16 protein-coding genes are annotated in these 13,480 nt (G+C 47.6%); 9 read left to right on the top strand and 7 right to left on the bottom strand.

Annotated elements, in window-relative coordinates:
* Window positions 1–44: 44 nt before the first annotated feature.
* A complete protein-coding gene (locus tag ACQ4MZ_RS07120; RefSeq protein ID WP_430843899.1) occupies window positions 45–251 on the bottom strand; it encodes a hypothetical protein in 207 nt (68 codons plus the stop codon).
* Window positions 252–383: 132 nt separating this feature from the next.
* Here ACQ4MZ_RS07120 and ACQ4MZ_RS07125 point away from each other — a divergent pair, with 132 nt between their 5' ends.
* Complete coding sequence (locus tag ACQ4MZ_RS07125) at window positions 384–1,754, top strand: BatD family protein (protein ID WP_430843901.1); 1,371 nt, start codon at window positions 384–386, stop codon at window positions 1,752–1,754.
* 4 nt (window positions 1,755–1,758) lie between these two features.
* Window positions 1,759–2,838 carry a chorismate synthase gene (gene aroC / locus ACQ4MZ_RS07130; RefSeq protein WP_430843903.1) on the top strand — a complete coding sequence of 360 codons (1,080 nt, stop codon included), beginning with the start codon at window positions 1,759–1,761 and terminating at the stop codon, window positions 2,836–2,838.
* On the opposite strand, the gene ACQ4MZ_RS07135 is transcribed toward aroC, so the two are convergent.
* The 3 genes from ACQ4MZ_RS07135 to ACQ4MZ_RS07145 all read right to left on the bottom strand — a co-directional run bounded on the left by ACQ4MZ_RS07135 (window position 2,839) and on the right by ACQ4MZ_RS07145 (window position 5,543).
* The gene (locus tag ACQ4MZ_RS07135) at window positions 2,839–3,033 is read right to left on the bottom strand and encodes a hypothetical protein (RefSeq protein ID WP_430843904.1); all 195 of its coding nucleotides are present in this window, start codon (window positions 3,031–3,033) and stop codon (window positions 2,839–2,841) included.
* A gap of 130 nt (window positions 3,034–3,163) precedes the next feature.
* Window positions 3,164–4,507 carry a Gfo/Idh/MocA family protein gene (locus ACQ4MZ_RS07140; RefSeq protein WP_430843906.1) on the bottom strand — a complete coding sequence of 448 codons (1,344 nt, stop codon included), beginning with the start codon at window positions 4,505–4,507 and terminating at the stop codon, window positions 3,164–3,166.
* A gap of 25 nt (window positions 4,508–4,532) precedes the next feature.
* Window positions 4,533–5,543, bottom strand: coding sequence for a formylglycine-generating enzyme family protein (locus tag ACQ4MZ_RS07145; protein ID WP_430843907.1), 1,011 nt, complete (start codon window positions 5,541–5,543; stop codon window positions 4,533–4,535).
* A 111-nt stretch (window positions 5,544–5,654) separates the two neighbouring features.
* Between ACQ4MZ_RS07145 and ACQ4MZ_RS07150 the strand changes: the two genes are divergently transcribed.
* Window positions 5,655–7,541 carry an ABC-F family ATP-binding cassette domain-containing protein gene (locus ACQ4MZ_RS07150; protein ID WP_430843908.1) on the top strand — a complete coding sequence of 629 codons (1,887 nt, stop codon included), beginning with the start codon at window positions 5,655–5,657 and terminating at the stop codon, window positions 7,539–7,541.
* Between the two features lie 96 nt (window positions 7,542–7,637).
* On the top strand, window positions 7,638–8,270 hold the full coding sequence (locus ACQ4MZ_RS07155; protein WP_430843910.1) for a DedA family protein: 633 nt from the start codon (window positions 7,638–7,640) through the stop codon (window positions 8,268–8,270).
* Between the two features lie 4 nt (window positions 8,271–8,274).
* Here ACQ4MZ_RS07155 and ACQ4MZ_RS07160 read toward each other — a convergent pair whose 3' ends face one another.
* Window positions 8,275–8,544, bottom strand: a complete 270-nt coding sequence (locus ACQ4MZ_RS07160; protein WP_430843911.1) for a helix-turn-helix domain-containing protein — start codon at window positions 8,542–8,544, stop codon at window positions 8,275–8,277.
* Window positions 8,545–8,820: 276 nt separating this feature from the next.
* Here ACQ4MZ_RS07160 and ACQ4MZ_RS07165 point away from each other — a divergent pair, with 276 nt between their 5' ends.
* Together ACQ4MZ_RS07165 and ACQ4MZ_RS07170 are read left to right on the top strand one after the other, a co-directional pair.
* Window positions 8,821–9,738 carry a hypothetical protein gene (locus ACQ4MZ_RS07165; RefSeq protein ID WP_430843912.1) on the top strand — a complete coding sequence of 306 codons (918 nt, stop codon included), beginning with the start codon at window positions 8,821–8,823 and terminating at the stop codon, window positions 9,736–9,738.
* The gene (locus ACQ4MZ_RS07170) at window positions 9,738–10,346 is read left to right on the top strand and encodes a hypothetical protein (protein WP_430843914.1); all 609 of its coding nucleotides are present in this window, start codon (window positions 9,738–9,740) and stop codon (window positions 10,344–10,346) included. The genes ACQ4MZ_RS07165 and ACQ4MZ_RS07170 overlap by 1 nt, the downstream gene beginning before the upstream one ends.
* On the opposite strand, the gene ACQ4MZ_RS07175 is transcribed toward ACQ4MZ_RS07170, so the two are convergent.
* A complete protein-coding gene (locus ACQ4MZ_RS07175; protein ID WP_430843915.1) occupies window positions 10,307–10,834 on the bottom strand; it encodes a gamma carbonic anhydrase family protein in 528 nt (175 codons plus the stop codon). The two genes, ACQ4MZ_RS07170 and ACQ4MZ_RS07175, sit on opposite strands and share 40 nt — an antisense overlap.
* Before the next feature lie 90 nt (window positions 10,835–10,924).
* Between ACQ4MZ_RS07175 and ACQ4MZ_RS07180 the strand changes: the two genes are divergently transcribed.
* Window positions 10,925–11,485 (top strand): YqgE/AlgH family protein, encoded by a 561-nt coding sequence (locus ACQ4MZ_RS07180; protein WP_430843917.1) that lies wholly within the window; start codon window positions 10,925–10,927, stop codon window positions 11,483–11,485.
* A 5-nt stretch (window positions 11,486–11,490) separates the two neighbouring features.
* Here the strand turns inward: ACQ4MZ_RS07180 and ACQ4MZ_RS07185 are convergent, their stop codons facing one another.
* Complete coding sequence (locus tag ACQ4MZ_RS07185; RefSeq protein WP_223401493.1) at window positions 11,491–11,712, bottom strand: hypothetical protein; 222 nt, start codon at window positions 11,710–11,712, stop codon at window positions 11,491–11,493.
* A gap of 158 nt (window positions 11,713–11,870) precedes the next feature.
* Between ACQ4MZ_RS07185 and ACQ4MZ_RS07190 the strand changes: the two genes are divergently transcribed.
* Both ACQ4MZ_RS07190 and ACQ4MZ_RS07195 read left to right on the top strand, forming a co-directional pair.
* Window positions 11,871–13,127 (top strand): metallophosphoesterase, encoded by a 1,257-nt coding sequence (locus tag ACQ4MZ_RS07190; RefSeq protein WP_430843919.1) that lies wholly within the window; start codon window positions 11,871–11,873, stop codon window positions 13,125–13,127.
* A gap of 97 nt (window positions 13,128–13,224) precedes the next feature.
* Window positions 13,225–13,443 carry a hypothetical protein gene (locus ACQ4MZ_RS07195; protein ID WP_430843921.1) on the top strand — a complete coding sequence of 73 codons (219 nt, stop codon included), beginning with the start codon at window positions 13,225–13,227 and terminating at the stop codon, window positions 13,441–13,443.
* The last annotated feature ends 37 nt before the right edge of the window (window positions 13,444–13,480 follow it).

Below are 13,480 nucleotides of genomic sequence, written 5' to 3' on the forward strand. Positions count from 1 at the left end.
GCTTTCTCATTTTATAAGCTCTCGATTATTTAATGATTGTATCGCTAATTAGACGGAGTAAGTCGCTCAAAACAAGTGTTCAACACTGGCAGGTGGACAGTCGCATAGTGGTCGTAACACCACTGTCTAAGCCTCTTAATTTCAGCGGGCATTAACATACGTATCGCTTTTCGGAGTTCTTTTTCAAATAATTTGCGGTCGAAGCTGACTTTTTGAAGAATAATTTTAATGTATTCAAGCATCGAGGCCATAGTATTATGTAGTTTTGTGGTTTAGGGACAACGATAAAACAAAGAGAAACCCTTAAAACGCTTCGTTTTCAGCAATTCCAATAAAGATAACGAAAAACTGAAATGAAATTATATGCGTTATTAAATATTTTTTTGTGTTTTTTTAGTATTGCCCGGGCGCAAGCACCCGAAAATGCTGCGACAATCGAGTACGGATCGAAGAACCTCACACTGGATCAGCCATTTCTGATATCGGTAGTGTTACGGGATGTGGAGACAAGGCCATCGGTTGTTTTCCCTGAAATCAAGGACCTGGAGAAACGAAGCAAGTCCGCCACGAGTTCGATCAGTACAGTGGATGGCAGAAAGGTAGTTATCCAGACTATCACTCAGGAATATTATGCGACGAAGGGGGGAAACTACCTCATTCCGGAGTTTACACTAACAGTCAATAATGTTAAGTTGCGCTCTGAGGAGATGATGGTCGTATTCGCGAAATCGGGGGAAGAAGCCGCAAATGCGGTACCAGCCGAAAATGTGGATGTAAGTGAGGTTGACGACCACAGCCAGTCGGTGTTTTTGTCCGTTCAGACTGATAAAAAACAGGTCTATATCCGACAAGGTTTTGCGGTCCGGATATCTCTGTATATCGCGGAAAATGCCCCGGTGGAAATGGAGTTTTACCGGTTCAATGAACAATTACAGGCTATTTTAAAGGCTGTAAGACCTGTAAATTGCTGGGAGGAGAACGTAGGTGTCGAGGAAATCATCAAACGGAGGGTAACAATCCGAGGCAGGAAATTTGCCGAATACAATATGTACCAGGCCCGTTTCTTCCCCATTACCGCCGAAGATATTAAGCTACCTGCTGTAAAGCTGGATATGCTGGTTACCGAAAGTGGGAGGGCGGTGAATGTAGAGAAGAAGCTGGTGAAAGGGTTCTATTCGAGGCCGGTAACAGTGGTAGTGAGACAGCTTCCCGATCACCCGTTACGTGATCAGCTGGCAGTTGGGCAGTATAGTTTGAAAGAAAGATTGTCCAGCGACCTCGTGTATCCTGGCGAAAGCGTCAGATATATGTTCAAGGTAGAAGGGGTGGGCAATATTACAGCCATTCCGGCACCGGTAATTCAGGCGAGTTCGTCGTTTGATATTTATCCGCCTGAGGTCAGCCAGATAACGAAGCGCAGCTATCAGAGCGTAGCAGGCGAAAAAACATTCAGCTATTTTGTCGTTCCGCGAAAGGATGGCGAATTTCCATTGGGTAGGTATTTTCACTGGATCTATTTTAATGTTGAAAAGGAGAAATACGATACGTTGCGCTCGGCGGCGTCGCTGGAAGTGAGGGGAGAAGATTACAAATTAACTAACTTGGCGCTTTCCGGATCGTCGGGGTTGTACGATAACCTGGAAAACCTCGATAGCAGTCAGGAGACAATTGATTATAAAAGGATTTTGAAAGATTTAACCAACATCATCATTGTATTGTTGTTGGTGACAATGATTTGGGTATTTAGAAAGTAAGTTAATGGGCAGTACATACGGCAAGATATTTAAAATAGCCACTTTTGGCGAATCGCACGGAGTAGGGATCGGAGTTGTGATCGAGGGATGCCCGGCGGGTGTGACATTTGATTCCGATTTCATTCAAAGTGAGCTGACCCGCAGAAAGCCGGGACAGTCGAGAATTACGACGCAGCGCAAAGAGGCCGATGAGTTCGAAGTGCTGTCCGGCGTATTCGAAGGAAAAACGACCGGTACGCCCATCGCTATGGTGATCCGGAATGAAGACCAGCGAAGCAAGGATTACTCGCATATAGCGGCACAATTCAGGCCTTCTCACGCAGACTATACTTATCAGATCAAATACGGCGTTCGCGACTATCGCGGAGGCGGGCGAAGTTCCGCGCGTGAGACAGCCGCACGCGTAGCCGCAGGTGCGCTCGCGAAGCTGATGCTGGCGGAGCTGGGTGTGAGCATTCAGGCTTATGTATCACAAGTAGGCACTATGAAGCTGCAAAAAAGCTACCAGGAGCTGGATCTTTCCGAAACAGAAAATAATGCAGTTCGCTGTCCGGACCCGGCCATGGCCCAGCAGATGTTCGATTATATCGACGGTATCCGCAAGCAGGGTGATTCGATCGGTGGAGTTGTTAACTGTGTTGTAAAAGGAACGCCGGCCGGTTGGGGAGAGCCTGTTTTTGATAAACTTCACGCCGAACTCGGCAAAGCAATGCTGAGCATTAATGCTGTAAAAGGCTTTGAATACGGCAGCGGCTTCGATGGCGTACTGCTACCCGGTTCGCAGCATAATGATGCGTTCTATACCGACGAAAATCGCAACGTACACACGCGCACCAACCATTCGGGTGGTATTCAGGGTGGTATTTCAAATGGGGAGGATATTTACTTCCGCACGGCTTTTAAACCAGTGGCTACGATCATGCAGGACCAGGAGAGCGTCGATCAGTTCGGTAACATCGCGATAGTGCAGGGGAAAGGGCGTCATGACCCATGCGTGGTACCGCGCGCTGTTCCTATCGTGGAAGCGATGACGGCATTGGTATTGGCTGATTTCTATCTGAGAAACAGATCAGCGAAGTTGTAATCAGGCTTTGTGGCGTTTGCGGCGCTGGTTGAGGTGAAGTACCAGCCAAATTGTTCCGACGAATTCGATCGCAAGCCCGCTCAAAATGACCGGATCGCTGAATTGCGTTTTGGAAGAGTTTAAAAACGAACCGGTTGCCAGCACGATCATACCGGCAAGAAGGATAAGTACAGCGTTTTTCAGGCTAAGCTTCACTGACTACATATTTCGTTCCACAATAAGTATCGTCAAGAATTCTCTTACCGAATATAGGTATTCGTTCCGAGAAATACTATTAAAACGCAAAATGGCCCGCTAAGGGCCATTTTGCGTTAGTAGTCTTGGATTAGATCACCTGAGTTTTACCGGGGATCGCCACTGGATAAAGCCCGTCCGGTCCCGGGAGTACTTTTGGAGACGCATCCCATGCAAGTTTGTCAGGGAACAGGTTGATATCCGAGTTCAACGCTTCTTCCCATTTGATCTGCTTACCTGAATACGTAGCCATACGGCCCATGATTGCCGTCATGGTACTTTTTGCTCCGTTTTCAGCATCAGCGAACTTGTATTCGCCTTTTGCGATGGCCGCGAAAAGCTCGTCGTGCTCTACCTGGTATGGGTTTCTGTAATTTGAGTTGTCGTGGTGGTAAATCACGCCTCCTTTGTAGTCTTTCAGGACTGTTTTCTTATCGTCGAAGCTGTCGATACGCCCCTTAGTACCAACGAAAGCCTCGTCAACGCGGTTCCAGGTTCCTTCAAACTGGCGGCATTGGCTGGAAATCACAGTCCCATCCGCGTAAACCAAGTCGAGCGTGTGGTGGTCGTAAATTTCACCATAAGCCTTGCCCGTACGCACCTGACGTCCGCCTGAGCCCTGGATGGTTACAGGATAACCTTGTTTAACCCAGTTAGCCACGTCGATATTGTGAACGTGCTGCTCCGAAATATGGTCGCCGCAAAGCCAGTTGAAGTAATACCAGTTTCTCATCTGATATTCCATTTCAGTCTGGTTAGGCTGGCGCTCCTTCATCCACGGGCTGCTTCCTACCCAGTACACCTGGCCACCTACGATATCGCCCAGCGCACCGTCGTGAATGCGTTTGATCGCCTCACGGTAGTTTGCCTGATAGTGGCGTTGGAGACCCACTACCACGTTCAGTTTTTTCTTTTTAGCTTCTTCCGCCAGTTCAAGCACTTTGCGGATACCCGGTGCATCGGTTGCAACCGGTTTTTCCATGAAAATGTGTTTGTTGTTCTTCACCGCCTCTTCGAAATGTGACGGACGGAAGCCCGGAGGTGTCGCCAGAATCACCACATCCACATCTTTCAATGCGATGGCCTTTTTGAATGCATCAAAACCTACAAATTTCCGGTCTTCGGGTACATCCACTTTCACTTTGGTGTCAACCGGCTTTCCTGAGGCGTCTTTATATTTTTTAGCAGTCAGGTTTTTGTAAGCATCGTCAAGACGGTCCTTGAAAGCGTCTGCCATAGCCACGATCTGTACGTTCTGCGTAGTGCTCAATGCCTGTGCGGCCGCGCCGGTTCCACGTCCGCCGCAACCGATAAGGGCCACTTTGATCGTATCACCTACCGCGCTGTTGTAGCCGTAGCTCCCCAGCGGGCTCAGGATAGCGCCGCCCGCGATGAGGCCCGATGCTTTCAAAAAATTGCGTCTGTTCTGTTCCATTTCGAGTTTAAGAGTTTAAATATGATCAGTAGTCTTCAATCAACTTAGGGCTGTAGTACGCTTTGATTTCCTCAGGAGAAGGCGTTTTGAGCGGTCTTACAATACGGAAACCCACAAATGACGCACTGGTCATCCACCATTCCGATTTTGGCAATTGCGGGTCAAGGATTTTCCATTCAGGCTTGGAAGCTACGCGGGCTGCGCTGCGGAGGTCGGCCGCCTCGTCGTCCCATGACCCCCCGCGGACGGACGTGGGATAAAGCTCGGTAACCGGTGCAAATGCTTCGCCTTTGGGTTGTTTAGCATAGTAATCAGGAATGTACTGGTCCAGTGTCCATTCCATCACATTGCCGTGCATATCGTGCAACCCCCATGCATTCGGTTTTTTTGTTCCTACTTTTTTGTAAGCAGCATCGCTGTTTTTGCGATACCATGCATATTCATCGATTTTTGACTCGTCACCGAAGGAATACGGTGTGGTGGAACCCGCGCGGCAGGCATATTCCCACTCCGCTTCCGTTGGAAGGCGATAGAAAACACCAGTCTTTTCGTACAACCATTTGCAGAAATAGATCGCCGCATATTGGGTCATATTGATCGCCGGATAACCCGAGCGCCCCATTCCGAAGGACATATCTACATAGGGAGGGGAAGGGCGGGTACTTGCGTCGGTTTTCTGGACGCTCTTGTCAGGATCCGGGTGGCGTGCGCCCATCTCCTTTTCCATATTCTTGAAAGCGTACAAATCGTAAATGTCCCAGGTCACTTCGGTTTTGCCCATCCAGAAAGGCTCGATTTTCACCTTGTGCTGGGGACCTTCGTCGGCTCTGCGGCCTTTCTCATTCGCCGGGCTGCCCATCATGAACTCACCGCCTGGTATCGCGACCATGTCGTACACCTGAGGGCTACCTCCGATTTTTTGCGTATAACTCTTGAAATTACTGTCCTGCGCTACTGCTTTAAAACAAAGAAAAACGGTTAAGATTAGGTAAAGGGATTGTTTAGACATGATAATGAATGTGTTCAATGGAACCATCTAACTGAATATAAGTGGCAATATTAGCCTATTTACCCTATGAAAGCGAATTTTTTCTTCGTTGTTTAATATCTGTCCTAACTTTGCATATACAGAATTTCACATTTGATCATGAATTATCTTTCGGCGGAAAATATCGCAAAGTCATTCGGCGACCGGTGGCTTTTCAGGAATATCAGTTTTGGGATCAGTAAGGGCGATAAGGTAGCGTTGATCGGGACGAACGGGACCGGAAAAACCACATTTCTGAATATCCTCACAGGCAAAATCCCCGCCGATGAAGGCGAAGTAAGTATTCGCAAGGATATCCGCGTGGGCTATCTTGACCAAAGCCCGGCATTTGATGAGTCTTTGCCGGTGCTCGAAGTGATATTTTCTTCGAATAATCCCGTGGCGCAAGTTGTGAAGCGCTACGAGCATGCCATCGAAAGCGACAACCACGACGAGCTCGCACAGGTGATGGAGGATATGGATAAGTTCAATGCCTGGGATTTTGAGTATAAAACGAAGGAAATCCTCGGCCGCCTCGGCATTCATCATACCGACAATACCTACGGAACGCTCTCGGGCGGCCAGCGCAAACGTGTAGCATTGGCAAAAGTGTTGCTCGAAGATCCCGATCTGCTCATTCTCGACGAACCTACCAACCACCTCGACCTCGATACCGTCGAATGGCTGGAAGAATACCTGAATACTTCGAATACTACATTATTGGTAGTAACGCACGACCGTTACTTCCTCGACACCGTCTGCAACCAGATGCTCGAACTCGATCATGGTTCAGCTTACACTTATAAAGGAAACTACTCCTACTTTCTCGAAAAGAAGGCCGAACGTGAAGAACTCGAAGCTGCAACCATCGACAAGGCGCGTAACCTGATGCGCAAAGAGCTCGAATGGATCAGGAGGCAACCGAAAGCGCGCGGTACCAAAGCGAAATACCGCATTGATGCATTCGAAGACCTGAAAGAAAAAGCCAGCCAGAAGAAGTTCGATGTACAAATGGAACTCAATGTGCGCACGTCGCGCCTGGGCAGCAAGATTATCGAGTTGGAAAACATCAGCAAGGGCTTTGGTGATCGCCAGTTGATCAAAAACTTCGAATATACCTTCCGCCGCGGTGACCGCATTGGTGTGGTGGGCAAAAATGGAATGGGTAAATCGACACTGCTGAATATGATCACCGGCGAGCTGCAACCGGACAAGGGGAAGATCAGCACAGGAGAAACAGTTCAGTTTGGCTATTACAAGCAAACTGACCTCGTATTTAATGAAAACCAGCGCGTGATCGACATCGTAAAAGATGTGGCGGAAGTAGTGCAACTGGGAACCGGGGAAACGGTGACCGTCGGCGTACTCTTACAAGCATTCTTGTTCTCACCTTCTAAGCAATACGACTTTATCTCCAAACTAAGCGGAGGAGAAAGGCGGCGTTTGCAGCTTCTATTGATTCTGATCAAGCACCCGAACTTCCTGATCCTCGATGAGCCTACGAATGACCTCGATATCGACAGTTTGAATGTGCTCGAAGAGTTTCTGCTCAATTTCCCGGGCTGTCTGATGATCGTCTCTCACGACCGTTATTTTCTCGACAGGCTCGTGCAACATATTTTTGTGTTTGAAGGGGATGGTGAGATCAGTGATTTTCCAGGAAACTACACTGAGCTGCGGGATTATCAGGACGAACAGGAGGCTGAAAAGAAGCTGGCAGCCACCAATGCGCCAAAACCTGCGGCACCTGCGGTAGCAGTTCCGAAAGAACCGGTGGCCACGCCCGCTGCTGCAAAACGGAAGCTGAGTTATAAGGAGCAAAAGGAAATGGAGCAATTGGAAGCGGATATTGCCAAAATGGAATCGACCAAAGCGGAACTGGTAGAAAACCTGAATAAAGGCGGCTCCCACGAGGACCTGGCTAAATGGTCAAAACAGATAGAGGAAATCAATGACAGTCAGGCTGAGAAGGAAATGCGCTGGCTGGAACTGTCGGAAAATGCTTAATTTTAAAAAATCAACAAACAGGCAGCTGTGCGTCGGAGCCGGTCACAGTTAGCCGCCGGTAGTTTGCTGCCGGCAGCCCAACTCAGATTATAGCTTATGGATTCAATTGTCGAGTTTTTCCAGTACATCGTTAATTCGGAGGAAATCATCCGTACTGGCGGGCTCCTGGTGATTACTTTTATTGTATTTGCTGAAAACGGGTTGTTTTTCGCGTTCTTCTTGCCAGGCGACTACCTCGTTTTCCTTGCAGGAGTTTTTTGCGGCACTGGTATTCTCGACGTGCCGATTCTCATTTTGCTGATTAGCATGCTAACGGCCGCGATATTAGGCTCGCTGGTCGGATATGTATTTGGGAAGTATTTCGGTGATATTTTCAAAAACCGGCCGGATTCGTTCTTTTTCAAGAAAAAGCACATCGAAACTACACATAATTATTTCGAAAAATACGGAAGCCGTACACTGATTATCAGCCGGTTTTTACCTATCGTGCGTACATTCGCGCCTATTCTCGCGGGACTGGTGAAAATGTCTTTCCCTTCTTTTCTGATCAATAATGTAGTGGGTGGAGCAATCTGGATCTTTACATTAACCGGCGGCGGGTATCTTTTCGGTGAAAAATTCCCATGGATCGTGGATTATGTGCAGTACATCATTCTCTTCTTCCTGGCGATTACGACATTCACGGTAATCAAGGGTTATTTGAATGCCCGGAAAGGGATGGCCGAATAGTAGATCAGGCATGGATTGGTAATGCTTTCCCGGGTTTCAAGGCTTTCTGTTTCGGCAGAGCCGATTTTCCTTTGAACAATACCATTACGACAAGCGATATATCCAGTTGCAAGCTGATCGCGAGTTTTTGCAGTATCTGAATATCGAGCTTTCGCTTGTTGTTTTCGATCCTGTTGACGACCGATGCGGAGACGTTCAAACTAATTCCCAGCGCTTCCTGGGAAAGCCCTGCCCATTCTCTCAACTTCCTGAAATTACTTCCAAAATCTGTCATAGTGTGCTTCGTTATGAGTGGCTTGACAAATTTAGCGGCTTTTTGAAATTGCCAAACAGCCCGCGCTCTTTCCCCTCAATTATGTGCGGAAACCGCAAGTGCCCCTGCACTTTCCGCAACAGCATCCGGCAAGTAATTCAGTTGTTTTGTGAGGTAGTTTCACATAACGCAAAATAGATGGGTAATTCATCAACAAACTTTAACCAAGAATGCCTCAAAAGGGGCTCTTTCCTCTTGATGCGCTATCATTTTCTCACACTTTAACCATTTAATGTCATGAAAAAACCAAGTATCAATCCCTTCCGTTTCTTATTCATTGTATCCCTTTTCGCTGTAACATCTATTATTCTTTCCGCTTGTAGTAAGTACAATGATAAAGTCACCCCAACCTCCGCCGCAAAGACACCAGCAATGGAGAATGACGCATATGCAAAGTTGTCGCAAGCTAATTTCGGATCGCTGGACTGTTCAACTTTGAATGAAAATGCCCTGAATACGAAGTATCGGAATAAGACGATAGCCAAATACGGGGCGGCGACGGGTCCATGGTATGACGGTTTAGTTGCCGCATACAAATCCAATCCCAATGCCTATTCGTTTAATCCGGCTTATGCAAAAATTTACAACTACAAGTCTCAGATTACTTCTGCAATCCAGAAGGGGGCTAAGGACCTCGCGTTAAGCTATTGCACTGACAACACACCCGGTTGCAACGCGCAGATATTCTGGAGTTCTTATCTCAAAGACGCTATTGATGTTTATCTCAATCCAATCAAAACTGCAGTAGCGAACGATGGAACACTTACGTCGCTTGAAAAAGGCGTATTGAATGCGGTAATACAAGCTTACTACGACAATTTCGACGAAGCGACGAATTACTATGCAACGGATGGTAAATCATGCTTTCCTGATCCGTCATGGTACGGTTACGACAGCTATCAGGCCGATTTTTGGGGAGGTATGGGGAAGGTGATTAGGAAGATCATCAACATTGCAGCGACGATTGTCACTGAGATTGTGAACAATGCGGTCTATGGCGCAGTTTTGGGATTAATTGTAGGAGTTCCCTTTGCTGGTGTTGGGACACTGGCGGCAGGGGCTGGCGGTGCAGTTATTGGTGGTTTCGCTGGACTTGTTGTGGGGATCAACAGATGTATAAAGGGTGATTACGTTTGTCTGGTTTCATGCATTTGATGAAGAAAAATCTGTTCGAGTTTCAAATCTCGGATCCCGGAAAGAAAATAATCAAACTGAATGGCTACCTGGTTTTGTTTTTCCTGGCGTTGGCACCTTCAATGATTATGGCGCAGAAGCCTTACTTTCTGATTCAATCCGTTGAAACAAAATATACCACCAAAGTCAAAAAGGGCCAGTTTATACAATGCATCCAAAAGAATTCCTTCGGGCAGGAGGAATTCTTATTTGGAGAAGTGGTGACCATCCGCCACGATGGGATCGTTCTTCGTGCTAACCCATTCATTCCCGGAACCGGCGGCTTCGCTTCTTATGAGGATATTGTCAATATTGATAAGATCAAACTAATCAAAAGAGCTATGCTGCCTTCATTGTTATGCGGTTTCGTTCTTGGGAAGTTGTCGTTAGCTTTTCAGCTTTCGAAGCCAGCTACGGGACCGCTGGTAAGTATCAGTACATATCTGGTAATGTACCGTTCCGTAAAACGCAAAAGAAAGTCGCTTTTCAAAAACCGGGTGCCAGAGGTGGTGATTTTGATCCCGCCGGGTGTGGATGTCCAGAATGATCGTTATTTTGAGCCTTCGTCCTCCTTAAACCAGCCCGAATAAATCAGATAATTATTCGCCGTCCGATCAATAGCCGCGTTTAGCTCCGGTGAAACGTCTTTCAGGTATTTGGCGGGGTTGCCGGCGTAGATGGTGCCGGGAGGGACTTTTGTTCCTTGGGTAACAATGGCTCCGGCGGCGATGATGGCTCCCTCGCCAATAACGGCTCCGTCCATGACGATAGCCCCCATTCCTATCAAGACATGGTCTTCGATGGTACAACCGTGTACAATAGCGTTGTGCGCAATGGAAACATAATTCCCGATCGTAGTTGCGAAGCGCTGGTAAGTACAGTGGATCACGGCGCCATCCTGGACATTGGAATGGTGCCCGATACGAATACTGTTTACGTCGCCGCGGATCACCGCATTGAACCACACAGTGCAATTTTCGCCCATCACCACGTCGCCCACAATGGTAGCGTTTTCTGCAAACCAGCAACTCTCATGGTAGGTAGGATGATGTCCACGGACCGGTTTTATTAATGCCATGATCTTATTTTTATTATATTTTGGGCAATATCCGTTTTTCAGTGCGAAAAATAAATATATTTCGTTGTTGAATTAACAATTTGCCAGGTTATGCCGTCAGCCGCGAAAGTTTCAAAAGGAAGCTTGCTCATCGCCAAGCCGTTTTTGGGCGATCCCAATTTTGAAAGGGGGGTTATCCTCATGTGCGAACATAATGAGCAGGGAAGTTTCGGTTTTGTGCTCAACCAAACCACGGACTTGTTCCTGGGAGATGTGCTCGACGAGACCATTTATCAGGACATCACACTTCACCTGGGCGGCCCCGTCGAAAAAAACACATTGCATTTCATCCACCGCCGCCCTGACCTCGTTACCGGAGGGACGGAAATTATGAAGAACGTTTACTGGGGCGGTGATTTCGAAAATGTCAAAACGTTGCTCAACCTGAATACATTGAAACAGGAGGATGTCATGTTCTTCATCGGGTACTCGGGATGGAGCGGCGGGCAGCTCGATGAAGAGATCAAGCAGGATTCCTGGATCATTTCCAGTACCACGTCCGATTTCCTGTTCTCGACGCCGGCAGGAAATTTCTGGCGCGAAATCCTCCGCACTATGGGCGGCGAATACCGTTCCATCGCACATTACCCCATCGACCCGCGCCTTAACTGACTCCGTTAGTTAGGCTGGTTTAAACCTCTCACCGATTCGTAGTCCGATTTGATCCGCGCAACTTCGTGGGTGAGGAAATGCTGTAATTCCTCATTGAAAATCTTTTTCTCGTCATCAGGCAGCGACGCGTACAAATCTTTCAGCTCCTGATTGATCGCCGCTCTCTCCTGGTCCGATCCCGCATTCATCGACCGGATGTGGAACCGTTTGAAATCGTATTTAGGCATAAATGATTAGAGTAAGGTACAAAAATACCGAAAACCGCTTAGCTGCCGAAATCAACCTTCATTCATCCATGACATACATTTATCCAAAATCCGGTTGGCTGCTGAACGTGAAAGAGTTTGCATATGTTTGTCGTTGATATGACAACTATCATTTTAAAATGAACAGAACCTTCTTTTTTATCATACTAACTTTTATACTCTTTGCCATCGACTGGTATGTCTGGCAAGGGTTAAAACTGGCTGTTCGCAACCTGAACCCATTAACACAACGTTGGATCGGAGGAGCATATTGGACATTGACAATCGCTACGCTGGGCGCATATATCGGAATGCAACTTCTCCCGCCAGACTACTTCAAAAGCACCACACGCACATTTGTAGTCGCATTTATCGCCATTCCTTATTTATCCAAATTACTGGCGGTAGCGATCCTGCTCATCGACGATGTACGCCGCTTTTTTCAATGGATCGTTAGTTTTTTTGCACCTTCCGTTGCAACGCCTTCCCCCGAAACCGGTGAGCCGGTGATCCCGCGTTCGCAATTCCTCGCGACGACAGCCGTGGTTGCCGGAGCAGGGTTAATGGGCACGTTTGCATATGGTATTCTCTCTGGCGCGCACGACTACCGCATTCGCCGGGTGAAAGTGCCCCTGAAAAACCTTCCCCGACAATTTCACGGAATGAAAATAGCTCAGCTTTCGGATATTCACTCAGGCAGCTTTTTCAATAAAACTGCGGTAAAAGGCGGCGTAGAGATGTTGATGAAGGAAAAGCCGGACATTGCATTCTTCACCGGCGACCTGGTGAACGACCGGGCAAAGGAGGTGCAGGATTACATTAATATTTTCGATAAGGTGAAAGCGCCGCTGGGCGTGCATTCTGTGCTGGGCAACCACGACTACGGCGATTATTTCCAGTGGCCGGATGCGAATGCCAAGATCAGCAACCTCGCTAATTTGAAAAAAGCGCACGAATTACTGGGCTGGAAGCTGATGCTGGACGAAAACCGGCCCATTACCGTAGACGGCGAATCCATCGGATTGATCGGTATTCAAAATTGGGGAGCCGGTAATTTTGCCAAATACGGAAATCTGGAAAAAGCTTACGGGCATGCGGACGAATACCCTGTGAAAATATTGCTTTCGCATGATCCCAGCCATTGGGGAGCGCAGGTTTTGCCTAAATATAAGGACATAGACCTCGCGCTTGCGGGCCATACACATGGCATGCAATTCGGCGTGGAGATCGGGAATGTGAGATGGAGCCCGGCGCAATACCGTTACAAGCAATGGGCGGGGCTGTATGAAGAAAACGACCAGTATTTGTATGTCAACCGCGGATTTGGCTACCTCGGTTATCCTGGCCGCGTGGGTATCCTCCCCGAAATCACGATCCTGGAATTGGTAAAGGCTTAAAAATTTCGGAAAATTGTGAAAGGGTTGGCGCAATGCATACCGAAACCGGCGAGCATTGCGTTGCATTAGTAACCTTTGATGATCCATCTTAACGAACATGATCAAGAAAATCACTCCCTGGGTTCTGGTACTGGCTCTGATTTGCAGTATTTCAGGCGTACAGACTGTTTCGGCAGCGGCAGTTTCGGCGCCCGATGCAACCAAAGTGGAATTGTTTGGTAAAAAGAAAAAATACAAAGGTTACAAGAAGCCAAGATCCAAGAAATTCCTCGGAATCTTCAAACGGAAGACCGATTGCGGCTGCCCTAACCACTAGGAACTTCCCGTTCATACATTTTGTACATATTCAAGAG

Origin of the sequence: Dyadobacter sp. BHUBP1, from assembly GCF_050587785.1 — a bacterium.
Classification (GTDB): Bacteria; Bacteroidota; Bacteroidia; order Cytophagales; family Spirosomataceae; genus Dyadobacter.

Coding starts and splice junctions, on each gene's coding strand:
- ACQ4MZ_RS07120 (WP_430843899.1), bottom strand. CDS start 251: ATGGCCTCGATGCTTGAATACATTAAAATTATTCTTCAAAAAGTCAGC.
- aroC (WP_430843903.1), top strand. CDS start 1,759: ATGGGCAGTACATACGGCAAGATATTTAAAATAGCCACTTTTGGCGAA.
- ACQ4MZ_RS07140 (WP_430843906.1), bottom strand. CDS start 4,507: ATGGAACAGAACAGACGCAATTTTTTGAAAGCATCGGGCCTCATCGCG.
- ACQ4MZ_RS07145 (WP_430843907.1), bottom strand. CDS start 5,543: ATGGTTCCATTGAACACATTCATTATCATGTCTAAACAATCCCTTTAC.
- ACQ4MZ_RS07150 (WP_430843908.1), top strand. CDS start 5,655: ATGAATTATCTTTCGGCGGAAAATATCGCAAAGTCATTCGGCGACCGG.
- ACQ4MZ_RS07155 (WP_430843910.1), top strand. CDS start 7,638: ATGGATTCAATTGTCGAGTTTTTCCAGTACATCGTTAATTCGGAGGAA.
- ACQ4MZ_RS07160 (WP_430843911.1), bottom strand. CDS start 8,544: ATGACAGATTTTGGAAGTAATTTCAGGAAGTTGAGAGAATGGGCAGGG.
- ACQ4MZ_RS07165 (WP_430843912.1), top strand. CDS start 8,821: ATGAAAAAACCAAGTATCAATCCCTTCCGTTTCTTATTCATTGTATCC.
- ACQ4MZ_RS07170 (WP_430843914.1), top strand. CDS start 9,738: ATGAAGAAAAATCTGTTCGAGTTTCAAATCTCGGATCCCGGAAAGAAA.
- ACQ4MZ_RS07175 (WP_430843915.1), bottom strand. CDS start 10,834: ATGGCATTAATAAAACCGGTCCGTGGACATCATCCTACCTACCATGAG.
- ACQ4MZ_RS07180 (WP_430843917.1), top strand. CDS start 10,925: ATGCCGTCAGCCGCGAAAGTTTCAAAAGGAAGCTTGCTCATCGCCAAG.
- ACQ4MZ_RS07185 (WP_223401493.1), bottom strand. CDS start 11,712: ATGCCTAAATACGATTTCAAACGGTTCCACATCCGGTCGATGAATGCG.
- ACQ4MZ_RS07190 (WP_430843919.1), top strand. CDS start 11,871: ATGAACAGAACCTTCTTTTTTATCATACTAACTTTTATACTCTTTGCC.
- ACQ4MZ_RS07195 (WP_430843921.1), top strand. CDS start 13,225: ATGATCAAGAAAATCACTCCCTGGGTTCTGGTACTGGCTCTGATTTGC.